Raw genomic sequence first — 13,694 nt, 5'->3', positions numbered from 1 at the left:
ACAGGTGAATGTGCAGGTTATTTTGCAGGAGACTTACCGAACAGCAGCACGCCTTTTTCGAAGAAGGGCACGTTGTCGTTGGGCTTGTCCTCAGAACCCATCACGCCGGTCACACCCAGGTAGGAGGGGTCGTTGTTGGGGTCCCATGCTCCAGCAGGTGCGTTGATGGCGTCTGCCAGACCGATGCGGAACTGGGTTTCTTTGCGGTAGTACTGTTGACCACCGGGGTAGATGGTTCCGGGCACGGTGATGTCCACGTAGTAAATGTTCTGGGCACTGTTCCAGAGGGTCAAGGGGGTTGCAGTGCCGCCACGGACCGTCACCACGTAATCAGAGAGCTTGTATCCGGCAGCGAAGCCTTCAGACAGGTTCACGAAGTAACGGAAGGACACGTTGCTGGTGGGGCAAGCAGGCCATGCAGACTTGTTGGTGGCCCATCCAGCGATCTCGGTGAACTTGCTGCCCGAGGCGTTCAGCTTGGTGCCCACATAGAACTCGGGGCTGTCAGGCTGCTCTACTTTGGGGAAGTTGGCAAGGCTCTGGCCGCCAAAGTCCTGCACCAGTCCGGCAAGGGCTCCGGTGAAGCCTGCGTTGTAATCGGTGGCGACCTCGTTGGTGATGTAGTTGCCACGGTCATCGGTGTAGGCTCCGGTGGAGTCGGGACCGCCGACCAGTGCACCGATCAATGTGTGACGGCTGACTGCAGGTGGACCTTGCAGGTTGTCAGACCAGGTGCCGTGTGCGCCACGGTGGTGGGGGTTTTTGGGGAAGTTGTTGCCAAAGCCAATCACGTAAGAACGGCTGGCGGGGTTGTCCCCGAGCATGTAGTTGATCTGGTCGATGGCGAAGTTCTTGTAACGGGTCTTCTTGGTGGCATCGGTGATGTTGTTGCTGTGCAGCAAGGCCATGAAAGCGGTGTTGGCGGAGTAGCGCAGGGAGCCCCAGGTGTCCAGCCAGGCCAGTTTGTCGGTGTACTTGATGCGTTCACCATTGACGCCCACCGTCCAGTAATCGAGCCAGCGGTCTGCATCGGCTTGATAAGCAGGGTCTTTGGTCAGTTGGTACATCAGCACGTAGCTGCCGTAGGACTTGTCATCCCAAGCGTGGGTCCATTTGTAGGATTTGAAGGCGGTTTGACCTTCGTTGGCCAGTTTGGCGTATTCGGCCTTGGCTTTGTTGAGGTAAGTCACATCGCCAGTGGCACGATACAACCATGCAGCGCCCCACACCAGTTCGTCTTGATAGCCACTCCAGGAGTTGTAGAAGCCCGAGGCATCGGTGATGGAGGTGCTGTACTTGCCACGGAATTGGTCTGCGAAAGCATACAGTTGTTTGGCGTGGTTGAGCAGGGTCTGGGCGTAAGCAGGATCGGTGTCTTTGAAAACCATGCTTCCGGCGGCCAGAGCGGCAGCGGTTTCACCAGCCAGATCGGTGCCGGGTTTGGTTTCATCAATGTAGTAGGTGGGACGCATGCCTGCCTGACGGGTGTCGAGGGTCTCGGGGGCAGCCCAGTAGGAGTGGTCGGTGCCACCGTTGCCGACCTGTCCGGCCAGTTTGTTGGGGGCCACGTGGGCAGCCACGAAGTAATCCATCACGAAACGCAGGTTGTTCTGGATGTGTTTCAGCTGGCCAGACTTCTCGTAACCCGCTTTGAAGTCGATGGCACCCCAGGACAGCAAGGTTGCAGTGGCAGCCATCGGGAAGCCGAATTTGACGTGGTCACCCGCGTCATACCAACCGCCTTTGATCTCGTCGAGCATGCTGGCATCGCTTCTCCAGCCCACGCGGTTCCAACTGGCCACTGGACCGGCCTGCTGGGCTTCGTAGAACAGGATGGATTTTTGCAAGGCTTCGCCGTAATTGAACTTGCCTGTGGATGCCGTTCCCACAGAAGCTTCTGTGAAGACTTTGGTGAGGGGGAAGCGTGCACAGGGGTTTTGACCGGCCACAGGAGGCAGGACGTCATCGGCGGTGGTGGCGCTCAAGTCAGGACTGAAGGCAGACCAGTTGCCTGCGGCATCTCCAGCACGCACTTTGAAGGTGTATGCGGTGTTTTTGGTGAGGCCTGTCACGGTGTAATTCAGCGTGCTGCTGCTCACGGTGGCCAGCAAGGTGGTGCCCCTGTACACTTCGTACTTGGTCACACCCACATTGTCGGTGGAGGGGTTCCAGGCCAGAGAAATGCTGGTGGTGGTGGAGGCCGTGGAACGCAGGGATGCGGGCACGGTGGGGGCCGTGGTGTCTGCAGGGGTGGCAGGGGTGGTGAAGGTGACCGTGTTGCCGAAAGCAGAGGCATTGCCGGCAGCATCCACTGCACGCACTTTCAGGTTGTATGTGGTGCTGGGGGTCAGGGTGAGTTTGGGGCTGGTGACGCTTCCAGCAACACTGGTCAGCAGCGTCGTGCCATTGTAAATTTCGTACTTGGCCACCCCAACGTTGTCTGTGGAGGCAGTGTACCGTAGGGTCACTCCGTTGTAAGTCAAGGTGGTGTAAGAGAGGGTTCCGGGCACAGTGGGGGCCGTGGTATCCACAGGAGCAGCAGGGGTGGTGAAGGTGACCGTGTTGCCAAAAGCAGAAGCATTGCCAGCAGCATCCACTGCACGCACTTTCAGATTGTAAGCGGTGCTGGGCTTCAGGGTGGTCAGTTTCACTGTGGTGGCCGGGGCACTCACAGTGGTCAGGAGGGTGGTGCCGTTGTAAATTTCATATTTGGCCACACCCACTGCATCCGTGGCCGCTCCCCAGGTGAGGGTGACAGAATTGTAGGTCAGACCGGTCTGGGTCAGGGTACCGGGCACGGTGGGAGGGGTGGTGTCCGGGGCAACCACAGGTTGCCCGTTGACTTCAGTGACAAAACCCGAGCCACCCGTGAAACTTCCACTGGCGGCAAAGCCCACATCATAACTTCCGCCTACCCCGACTGGGCTGTATTGCAGCCAATCAGGAGAGACCGCAGTGTAAAATCCCTGTGCATCGGGACCTGTGACGGTGCCATTCCAACTGCTTTGCAAAGTGGCGGGACTGTTGAGTTTGAATTTGAATTTGAAAGAGCTGGCTGGAGCGCCAGAAACATTGGTGAATTTGATGGCTGCCTGATAGCCTCCTTCCCAGGAATTGGTCTGGGACAGGGTGATGGTGTAGGCATCGGCCATTTTTTGCACAGATCCAGATTTCTCAGCGACTGGAGGGGGAGTGGTGCTGCTGCAAGAGACAAATCCCAGGCTCAAGAGGGCCGTGAGCCCCAGAGACATCATGCGAATGTTTGACATCGTTTCCTCGTTCTGAAAGGTCTTGGAAAGGGCCTGCTTCAGCCGCCGTCTGAAGCTCCGGTCAAAGTCACAGCTTTGTTGTGTACAGATACAAACCCAGCATAATGTAAGGATTCTGAAATGATCTGAAATTTTGTTTCGAAACATCATGTATTTTTTCAGAAACAAGAGGGTTTTGCAAACACATCAAACATGAAAAACCCCGGCGGTGCCGGGGTTTGGAGTGCAAAGGTTGTGATTTCAGGCTTTGGAGACTTTTTTCAGTTCCATGTGACGTTCCACCTGTTTGTTGATCAGGATCTGTTGGCCCAATCCCAGCAAGGTGAACAGGGTGTAGTACAGGGTCACACCCGAGGGGAACTGCAAGGCCAGGAAGATGAAAATGGCAAACATGAACAGTTGCTGGCGGAACATCTCAGGGTTTTTGCGGGTGGACACCCAAGTTTGCAGGAACATCGCACCAATGTAGAGGATCACCATGATGTAGTAAGGATCCGGCAAGGCAAGGTCAGGCAGCCAGAGGAATCCGGTGGTGAATTCAAATTTGCTGAACACCTGCCAGAGCACAATCAGGATGGGCATCGGGAGGAACATGGGCAAACAGCCACCAAAAGGGTTGACCCCATGCTCCTGGTAAAGCTGCATGGTGGCTTGACCCCGTTTCTGTGAATCATCGGCATACTTTTTATTGATTTCGGTGACCAGAGGCTGGATGGCCTGCATTTCGGCCATGCTCTTGTACTGCGCCTGCATGAGGGGCCACATGGCCAGTCGGATGATGATGGTCAGCAAAATGATGGCCAGACCCCAGTTGCCCACCAGTCCATACATCCAGGTCAGGAAGTTGGACACCCAAATGCCCAGGTTGCCCAGAACAAATGAGGGATCAAACAGGCCTGGCAAGGACAGGTAATTTTCAATGTGCAAACGGATGGCTTCGTTGAAACCGCCATACACCCGCATGCTGCTCTCCCCTTTCAGGTTGTCCAGAGAGATTTTGGTGGGGTTCAAGGTGGCATCGGCGGTGGTGTCATTGCTGGGCTGAACAACCAAAGCAGGCTGGGTGGAGGCTTTTCCTCCCTGCATGCTGATGTAACGGACATTTTTAACGGGACCCGCAGCCAGCACGTTCACATCGTTTTTGCCGATGCCTTTGATGTTGGGCTGTGCGAGGTTTTGCAAGCCCTCGAAGGTCAATTGATAGTTGTCAACGCCTTCCACATTGGTTTTCACATCGAGGGTGTATTTGCGGGCATGGATGGTGTAGGTCTTGGTGACGGTGGCATCGCCCTGCTGGTATTTGAAAGTGGCGGTGAGGGTCTCGGCGGACACTTTGTTGTCTTGCGTGGTGGGCTCGGGGCTCAGCACCGCTTTCTCTGCTTTGACCTCCCCCTCCAGAGGAACCACGAAGGCTTTGCCGTACAGCTTGTCCTTGCCGGCCTGGTTGCGAACCTGCAAGAGGTTGGGCGCACGGTTCAGACCGGTGGAATTGACCACCCCATTGTTTTCACGGATGTAAGCGGTGCCTTTGACCGTTTTCACAAACCATCCGACCACTTCCCCTTTGTCGTTGAAGGCAATGTCAAAGAGGTTGGTGGTGGCAATCACATCTGGAGATTTGTCTCCGTTGACGTCCACATTGCGAATCCAGTGGGGGTTGATGTTGGCAAGGGCTGAGCCTGCAAACATCAGGATGGGCAACAGTACTGCGAGTTTCTTCATTCTTGCTTCCTTTTTGGGACTTTCGGCATTGGCACGGGGTCATGGCCTCCGGGATGGAAAGGATGACACCTCAAAATACGACGAAGCCCGAGCCAGCTTCCCTTGAACACACCATGCATTTCTATGGCTTCGAGGGTGTACTGGGAACAGGTCGGGTGAAAACGGCAACTGGGAGACCCTTTGAGGGGAGACAGCCGCCGCTGGTAAAAATGGATCATGGACACTGCTGCTTGCACAGCTTTACTTGGCAAAAGCCACCTCCAGAGCACGTTTCAGGGTTTCAAAATCTGCTGTCAAAACCTCTGGATTGAGCATCAAGATGGCTTTGCAAGGGGGAATTTGACCCAGACGCAACGCTTCTCTGATACGACGTCTGGCCCGGTTTCGTTCCACAGCTTTGCCCATGGCTTTTTTGGAGGTGATTATCCCCACCACTGGACGGGGATCGTATTTCTGTCCGTGGCGCGGCTTGTAAGGGATTTTGCGCAAAGTAAAATAGGGGGTGCGGACCGCAGGCCCTTTGCGAACCTTGCGAAACTCCGCATCCCCCTTGAGGGCGATGAACCTTTTCAATTGTTTTGGGCTCTGCCCTGCATCCACAACGCCAATTTTACGTCTGAATCCTGATCAGACGGTGAGGCGGTGACGGCCTTTGGCGCGGCGACGGGAAAGAATGCGACGACCAGAGGTGGTTTTCATGCGGGAACGGAAGCCGTGGGTTTTGGCGCGTTTGCGGGTGTTGGGTTGGTAGGTACGCTTCATGAGTCCTCCTTCACATCCCTGAGGTTCTCAGGAACGGCGGTTTTGATAACCAGTGACGTTGCCTTTAAAAAGCAACAAGCTTTACAAGTGTATCATGACACCTGAAAAGGGTCTAGTCCTGCAAACACCAGTGTCTTCGAAAGCGATTTCAGAACGCTTCTGAGGGCACATGTACAGGGTTCAAGCACCCGGATTCTTTAAAAATGATGCGCTTCCACGTACACTGAAAGCATGTCTTTTCAAGCAGAAAGCGTGATCCGCAAAGCTTTGCGCAGCAAAGCAGCTCGACAGATGTTTGAGGCCCGCTTCAAGAGGTACGCCCCAGACCTTCTGGCCTCTATCGAAAGCGTTTACGGAAACCAGAGCATCGCACTGTTGCAAGAGCTTCTACCCATCATGCTGGACTTCTACCGGGACCGCTCAGAAGACCTGAAGCAACTGGACCTTGAACGCATGCTGAAACCCGACTGGTTTCAGGAAGAAAACATGCTGGCCTATGTGTGTTACACCGAACGTTTTGCAGACAACCTGCAAGGCATTCAGGGCAAACTCGATCACCTGCAAGAACTCGGGGTGACCTACCTGCACCTGATGCCCATGCTGCAACCCAGACCTGCTCCCAACGATGGCGGATATGCCGTTCAGGACTACTACAAAATCAGAGAAGATCTGGGAACAGAAGCCGAGCTGGAAGCGTTGACCACTGCACTGCGGAAGCACAAAATCAGCCTGTGCATGGATCTGGTCCTCAACCATGTGGCCGAAGAACACGAGTGGGCAGAAAAAGCCCGTCAGGGCAGCGACATCCACCAGAGCTACTTCCACACTTATGCAGACCGCACCCTGCCCGACCAGTATGAACAGACCTTGCTGGAAATTTTTCCGGATTTTGCTCCCGGCAATTTCACATGGGATGAACGCCTGAAACGGTGGGTGTGGACCACCTTCAACAGCTGGCAGTGGGACCTCAACTGGAGCAACCCTGCGGTGTTTCTGGAGTTCGTGAAAATCATCCTGTTCTGGGCCAACAAAGGGGTGGATGTGTTCCGTCTGGATGCCATCGCCTTCATCTGGAAGCGCATGGGCACCGACTGCCAGAACCTTCCAGAGGTCCACGACATCACACAGGCCCTGCGTGCCGTGGTGCGCATTGTGGCCCCCGCTGTCCTGTTCAAAGCCGAAGCCATCGTTGCCCCAGAGAAACTGATCCATTATCTGGGTCGTGGACAACATTATGGAAAAGTGTCTGACCTTGCCTACCACAACAGCCTGATGGTGCAAATCTGGTCCAGTCTGGCCTCCAGAAACACCTTCCTGATGCAAAAAGCCCTGCAAAACTTCCCCGAGAAACCCACCTCGGCAAGCTGGGCCACCTATGTTCGGTGCCATGACGACATCGGATGGGCCATCTCCGATGAAGACGCTGCACAGGCCGGGCTGCATGGGGAAAGCCACCGCAGGTTCCTGAGTGACTTTTACTCCGGGAATTTCGAGGGTTCACATGCCAGAGGTCTGGTCTTTCAGGAAAACAAACGCACCGGAGACCGCCGCATCTCTGGAAGCATGGCCAGCCTGAACGGTCTGGAAGTGGCGCTGCAAACACAGAACAGACACCTGCAACATCTGGCCATTGAGCGCAACCTGCTGGCTTATGCTGTGGTGCTGGGTTACGGTGGCATTCCCCTGCTCTACATGGGCGATGAGCTGGCCTGCTTGAACGATTACCGTTACAGCGAGAACCCAGAGCATGCCATGGACAACCGCTGGGTGCACCGTCCAGAAATGGACTGGACCATCGCAGAACAGCGCCACGATCCAGCCACCCCACATGGGCAAATGTTCCTCGGGCTCAAACACCTGATTGAAACCCGCAAAATGCTGCCCCAGTTGCATGCAGGTCAGCCGGTCTGGGTGCTGAACAGCGAGGTGCCCTCGGTGCTGGTCATTGAGCGCCCACATCCGATGGGACACATGCTGCAGTTCTACAACTTCAGCGAACACCACATGCAGTACCCCATCCACATCCTGCATGAACGCGGATACCACCAGCCGATGGACCACATTGCTGGGACCCATCTGGACCTGCACCTCGGGTACATTCCGCTGCCCCCCTATGCCAGAGTTTGGGTGACGAATCGGGGCTAACCCCCTACCGACCCCCTGTTGCCCGCTCCACTTGCAACTGTCCCCCTTCACTGAAGGGGGACAGATTCGATGCGAAGCGAGAGTCAGGGGGTGGTTAAATCTTCAGAATCATGCCTTCGCAAGGCCCGAGGATCAAGGTTTCGAGGAGAAGCCTCTCCCCTGCCTCGCCACGGGTGCTGTACAGGACCTGCCCCACCATGTTCACTTCTGAGAGGTCCACGCTCTGACCTTCCTCAGAGAAGTTGAGGACCACCAGCACGCTCTGGTCATCGGTGAAGCGTTTGAAGGCAAAGACATCCGGGTGTCCCGAGTCCACACTTTCATACTGGCCTGCAAAAAGGGCAGGGGTGCTCTGGCGCAGTTTCACCAGTCCACGGAAATAATTCAGGAAGCTGTTCTGGTCCTGTTCCTGTTTGGCCACATTGACTTCAGTGAAGTTGGGCGCCACAGGCAGCCACGGTTCCACTTCACTGAAACCTGCAAAATCACTGGAGTCCCATTGCATGGGGGTGCGCTCGGGGTCACGGCTGGCCCCTTTGACGCCGGGTTGTTGCAGGCCAGAGGGGTCCTGCATTTTTTCGAAGGGGATGTCCACGTCTTCCATGCCGATTTCATCGCCGTAGTAGCAGGTGGGGGTGCCACGCAGGGTGAGCAGCAGCATCTGGGCCATGCGGGCATACTGTGGGCCTCTGCGGGTGGCGATGCGGCTCTGGTCGTGGTTGCCCAGCACCCAGTTGGGCCAGCCCTTGCCCACCTTCTGGTCGTACTCGTCTGCCAGATCACGAATGGCCTCGGCGTCCCATGTGCTGAGGATCAGGCTGAAATTGAAGGGCAGGTGCACAGCGTCGTTGTTTTCGCCGTAGTAGGCCACCAGATTGTCGAAAGGCAGGTAGATTTCTCCGACCATCATGCGCTCGTCGAATTCATCGAGGACTTTGCGCATGTCTTTGACGTAACCGTGGGTTTCAGGCTGATCCTGGGTGTACACGTGAATCAAACGCCAGTGGTTTTGCTGGCCTTCCTGCCAGAGCGGGTTTTCCGGCTCATCGAGGTACTCGGGGTGTTTGCCCAGAAGCCAGATCACATCCACACGGAAACCGTCCACGCCACGCCTCAACCAGAAACGCATGCTTTCGTACATGGCTTCACGGACCTCAGGGTTGGTCCAGTTCAGTTCGGGTTGACTGCTGAGGAACTGGTGCAGGTAGTACTGCCCGGTGGTTTCATCGAAGGTCCACGCACTGGGGCCAAAGAAACTGGTCCAGTTGTTGGGTGCGCTTCCATCCGCTTTGGGGTCTTTCCAGATGTACCAGTCCCGTTTGGGGTTGTCTTTGCTGGAACGGGATTCCAGAAACCACGGGTGCTGGTCGCTGGTGTGGTTGGGCACCAGATCCAGCATGATTTTCAAACCTCTGGCGTGGGCTTTTTCGGTGAGTTCATCAAAGTCTGCCAGTGTGCCAAACATTGGGTGGATGTCGCAGTAATCGGCAACATCGTAGCCGAAATCGGCCATGGGACTGGGGAAAATGGGCGAAAGCCAGATGGCTTTGATGCCGAGGCTCTCGATATAATCGAGTTTCTCGATGATGCCCCTCAGGTCACCAATGCCGTCTTTGTTGGAGTCTTTGAATGAACGGGGGTAAATCTGGTAAATGATGCCGGATTGCCACCACAACAGGTTCTCTTGCATAAGCTTATCCTACCTGAAGCCCACCCCGAACACACCTTCAGCCGTCCAGATGGTACCGGTATTCATCCAGAGTGTCTTTTTGCAACCGAACCAGCAGGGGTTGCAATTCCTGCCAGATGTGACCTGCCCTGTCCTCTGAAAGCACAAAACTGGGCTCAGTAGGGCACAAGTCCAGAAAACGCTGGCGTTCATGGGTGGGTGGATGGGAAGCGTAAGCATGGCTTTCTTGACGGGCCTGCTTTTCCAGTTCCTGCAAGGTCTCTGGTTTCAGGTTTTGAAGTTGATGCTGAAACTCCTGATACAAGGAGGGACGCTCTGGATGACGGGTCTGCTTGTGGACACTGGCCGCAAACACCCCAGAGAGATACAGTTTCCTCAGGGCATGCTGCAGGTGTTGGTGCCCTGAGACTTTTGCTGCCAGAGCATCTGCACGGTATTCAGCGACCTGACTGTCCTGCATCAGGGTGAAATACATCAGGTACAGGATGCCTCTGGGAATCTGGGAGAGGGTCCAGAGAAGGTAATTGCTGATCTGGGTGAGGATGCTCTCTCCTCCTTGAGACAGCATCAAGCCATCAGGGGTCAAGGATTCATACCACGTCCAGAAATAAGTCAATGGAAAAACCATGCGGCTTGAACGCAAAGGATCATGATTGACCCCGTGGGCGATTTCATGGGCCATTACGGCCACCCATTCCTGAGGAGACATGACAACCAGCAGAGGTGCACCCAATCCCAGGACGGCTTTCCCACCCACAGTGCGGGTGTAATAGGCGTTGAAGTCAGGGATGAGCACCACTTCAATGGGATCGGTGTGGTTCAGGGTTTGTCGCAATTCATCCAGCAGACGGTACAGTTCAGGGGCTTTCTCTCTGGGCAGGGTGACCTGTTGCCTCTGGCGCATTTGATAAAGCACCCAGAGCACCATCCCTGCACAACATGAAGCAACAAACACCTCAAAAAAACCATGTCCGGGTTGGGTCCAGACCACCACAGCCCAGATCAAAGAAAGTGCACACAAAGCAAAAGCAAAAATCACCCAGAACCAAATCCATAGGTTGCGCTTTGCTTGACCTTGCACCTGCTTTAACGCCTCTTGAAAAACCTTTTCGCCTTGTTTTTGATGAAAACGCCGAATCCATTGTTGAGTGACAGAACCAGAAAGCATACCTTCCCATGCTGAAGACAAACCCATGAAAAAGCAATTCGCTTGTTTGACCAAAGCAAAAAAGCCTATTCGGTCCAGTTGCTCCCAAGTTTGATGGTGGCGTCTTTGCCTTGCACACCCGTCTGGTCCAGAACCATTTTCAGACTGCCAATGTCTTGCGTGATTTTCTGGGCAATGGCACTTTCAGAAATGACCACGCTTTCGTTGGGGTTTCCATCCCGCAAATCACTGACCTCCACATGCAAATAACCCATGCCTTCCAGCTTGTCTTTCAGGCGACGGGCAGCCCCGGAAGGCGCACCCACATTCATGACCACGATGCGGGCTTCCAGAGGACTGACCGGGCCTCTGGCGCTGAAGATGTCTTCGATGCCTTCTTCATCCGGGTCCCAGAAACTGGCTCCGTAATTGGCAAATCTGCCGGGCAGCATCACCAATTCCATGGTGGGTCTGCTGAGCAAAATTCCGTACCAGTAAGCGGCAGTTTCGCGGTTCAGGTCGATGCGGGTGTTCCGGTAGCCTGCGGCAAACACCTGTGGCAGGTTGTAAAGCCCAGAGGGTGACCTGAGGGCTTCCATGAACGCCTGCAAGAACTGCTGCTGGCGTTGCACCCGGCCAATGTCTCCCAGACGGTCATGGCGAAAGCGCAGAAAACCTTCCGCTTCTTCGCCGTCCAAGTGCTGCATGCCCGGTTTCAGGTCGATGTTGAGACCGGCAGCCGTGTCCTGATACTGCATTTCCTGTTCCACATTGAGGGTGACTCCGCCCAGAGCGTTGGTGACATCCTTGACGCCCCCCAGACTGACCAGCACCACCCCATCGATGGGCACCCCAATCAGACCCCCAATCACCTGTTGCATCATGTCGGTCCCGCCCCGCACATTGGCACTGTTGACCTTGGAGCCCCCCCAACCGGGCACCTCCACAAGGGTGTCTCTGGGAACACTGACCACACGCAACATTTTCTCTCTGGGCATGAAGTACAGCACCAGAATGGTGTCGGTGAGGCCCTCAAACTTCTCTGGGCCTTTCTGGTGGTAACCCACATACTCGGGGGTCACACCGGCCAGAACCAGAGCCCTCGGGGCTTCAGAAGGGCGTGGGAGGGCTGCAAATCTGGACAGTGCAGGGGCCAGAGGGGAAAGGTAAGCTGCCAGACCGGCAAGAAGCAAAGAGAGCAAGACCATCAAGAAACGCATGCACCATCACTATAGACAAAAAAGCAACCCCGGGCGTGAAAAGCCCGGGGTTGACTTGCCTGCTGTTTTCAGAAACAGGATTCGTTGTTCAGGGGGGTGCTGACATCTGCACTGACCGTGGTGGTGGAAGAAAGGGTCAGGCTGGCAGAGCAACTGTACAGGATGTCGGTCAGATCGCCTTTTTGAGCCACTTCAGCAATGAAGGTGTAGGTTCCGGTGGGCACATCTTTCAGTTCGTAGGAAAATGAACCTGCCTTGGCTGCAAAATCAATCCAGGCGGTTTCCTTGACCTCTTGACCGTTGCGCTGCAAGGTCACTTTGCCCACGTACTTGAAGGGGTCTGCAGCCAGGGCTTTGTCGATTCTCAGGAAACGGGCATTGTTGATGCTGGAATCCGCAGGCACATCGCCCTGCTCAATCAACAGCTGACGGACCCGTTCATCGGTCAGTGAAGGATGACGGCTGTACAGCAATGCGGCAGCACCTGCCACAATGGGTGCACTGAAACTGGTTCCATTTTCAACCCCGTATTCATTGGTGGGACCCGGATTGGTGATGTTCAGGGTACGGATTTCCTGTCCGGGAGCCACAAGATCAAGTCCAGAGCCGTAGTTGGAGAAAAAAGCGCGGCGGTTGTCCTTGTCGGTGGCACCCACAGAAATCACATTGGGGCTGGAAGCAGGATAGGCCACCTGTCCTTTGCCAGAGTTCCCTGCGGCCACCACCACGGTGATGTTCTGGGTCTGGGCAGCCAGCAACGTGGCTTCCACAGCAGGATCAATTCCATAAGCACAGGGGTCCACCTGGGGATCGGCACCTGTCAGGCAGAAGCTGAAATTGATGACTTTGGATTTTTTGGTGATGGCGGTGTTGAAAGCATTGGAAATGCCCTCGCTGGTGGTCACATCGTTGTCTTTATCTGTGGTGGTGATTTTGATGGGCACCACGGTGATCTTGTTGTATCCCAGACCCGCCATGCCCAATCCGTTGTCGGTCATGGCACCAATCACACCTGCCACCGCCATGCCGTGAGAAGCTTCTCCTGCATTGATGGGCTCATATTTGGGATCGTTGTCGTAATCCACCACATCCAGACAGTTCTGTCCGGTGGAGGTGTTGCACCCAGCATTGCCGAGGTCAAAAAAGTTGGAGGGCATGTCGTCGTGGGCACGGTATCCATCGTCAATGACTGCCACTTTGACCTGATTGTCAAACTCAGCAACCCTTTCCCACGCTTTGTAAGCACCAATGGGGCCCAGGTACCACTGTTTGGTGCTGTCTCCTGCGGCAGTGGGTTGGGCCAGAGGATCATTGGGAACACGCAAAGCCGTGTAGATGTAATTGGGTTGCGCATAAACCACTCCGGGCAATTGACGGGCGGCCTGCAGGGAAGCTGCTTTCACCACCCCCCACTGGTCGGTTCCATCGGCATGACGCATGGGACGAATCAACACCCCCTGCTGGCGGATGCTGGAACGGGCCTCGGCAGAGGAAAGTTTGACCACATACTCACCAGATACAGCTCTGGCATCTGAGGGCAAGGCCATCTGCTGAACATCCAGAACGGATTGGGAGGTGATGCCTCCGGGAAGTTTCACGGTTCCTTTGAGGTCAGCATCCTGACCAAACTCAATGGTGACAGCTCCACAAGACATCAAACCTACACTGATCAATACAAGGCTCAGAATTTTGGTTTTCATGGTTCTTATTTTGGGAGTGAACCCTGCAGAGTGGCGTGA

10 protein-coding genes are annotated in these 13,694 nt (G+C 55.2%); 1 reads left to right on the top strand and 9 read right to left on the bottom strand.

The genetic code is table 11. The annotated features are described in order from the left end of the window. Positions 1 to 17: 17 nt before the first annotated feature. From Q371_RS25520 to rpmH, 5 genes are all read right to left on the bottom strand, one after another. Positions 18 to 3,269 (bottom strand): glycoside hydrolase family 9 protein, encoded by a 3,252-nt coding sequence (locus Q371_RS25520; RefSeq protein ID WP_051963767.1) that lies wholly within the window; start codon positions 3,267 to 3,269, stop codon positions 18 to 20. 240 nt (positions 3,270 to 3,509) lie between these two features. Next, complete coding sequence (gene yidC / locus Q371_RS08415) at positions 3,510 to 4,991, bottom strand: membrane protein insertase YidC (RefSeq protein ID WP_034338810.1); 1,482 nt, start codon at positions 4,989 to 4,991, stop codon at positions 3,510 to 3,512. After that, a complete protein-coding gene (gene yidD, locus Q371_RS26440; RefSeq protein ID WP_425388031.1) occupies positions 4,988 to 5,215 on the bottom strand; it encodes a membrane protein insertion efficiency factor YidD in 228 nt (75 codons plus the stop codon). The genes yidC and yidD overlap by 4 nt, the downstream gene beginning before the upstream one ends. A gap of 16 nt (positions 5,216 to 5,231) precedes the next feature. Continuing rightward, positions 5,232 to 5,591, bottom strand: coding sequence for a ribonuclease P protein component (rnpA, locus tag Q371_RS08410; protein WP_051963763.1), 360 nt, complete (start codon positions 5,589 to 5,591; stop codon positions 5,232 to 5,234). A gap of 27 nt (positions 5,592 to 5,618) precedes the next feature. Beyond that, positions 5,619 to 5,753, bottom strand: coding sequence for a 50S ribosomal protein L34 (gene rpmH, locus Q371_RS08405; RefSeq protein WP_034338805.1), 135 nt, complete (start codon positions 5,751 to 5,753; stop codon positions 5,619 to 5,621). A 231-nt stretch (positions 5,754 to 5,984) separates the two neighbouring features. On the opposite strand from rpmH, the gene Q371_RS08400 reads away from it, so the two are divergent. Further along, positions 5,985 to 7,898, top strand: a complete 1,914-nt coding sequence (locus Q371_RS08400; RefSeq protein WP_051963761.1) for an alpha-amylase family glycosyl hydrolase — start codon at positions 5,985 to 5,987, stop codon at positions 7,896 to 7,898. Between the two features lie 94 nt (positions 7,899 to 7,992). Here Q371_RS08400 and Q371_RS08395 read toward each other — a convergent pair whose 3' ends face one another. The 4 genes from Q371_RS08395 to Q371_RS08380 all read right to left on the bottom strand — a co-directional run bounded on the left by Q371_RS08395 (position 7,993) and on the right by Q371_RS08380 (position 13,655). Further along, positions 7,993 to 9,588: an alpha-amylase family glycosyl hydrolase gene (locus Q371_RS08395; RefSeq protein ID WP_034338802.1), complete on the bottom strand. Its 1,596-nt coding sequence runs from the start codon at positions 9,586 to 9,588 to the stop codon at positions 7,993 to 7,995. Positions 9,589 to 9,625: 37 nt separating this feature from the next. After that, positions 9,626 to 10,627, bottom strand: a complete 1,002-nt coding sequence (locus Q371_RS08390; protein WP_169743809.1) for a M48 family metallopeptidase — start codon at positions 10,625 to 10,627, stop codon at positions 9,626 to 9,628. Positions 10,628 to 10,821: 194 nt separating this feature from the next. Continuing rightward, positions 10,822 to 11,955, bottom strand: a complete 1,134-nt coding sequence (locus Q371_RS08385; RefSeq protein ID WP_034338797.1) for an LCP family protein — start codon at positions 11,953 to 11,955, stop codon at positions 10,822 to 10,824. 68 nt (positions 11,956 to 12,023) lie between these two features. Next, entirely contained in the window at positions 12,024 to 13,655 is a 1,632-nt protein-coding gene (locus Q371_RS08380) for a S8 family peptidase (RefSeq protein WP_034338794.1), read from the bottom strand. Positions 13,656 to 13,694 lie beyond the last annotated feature (39 nt).

This window comes from Deinococcus misasensis DSM 22328 (assembly GCF_000745915.1).
GTDB classification, from domain to species: domain Bacteria; phylum Deinococcota; class Deinococci; order Deinococcales; family Deinococcaceae; genus Deinococcus_C; species Deinococcus_C misasensis.
The sequence above is the reverse complement of the archived record's forward strand: the minus strand, read 5'-3'. Positions and strand labels throughout refer to the sequence as shown.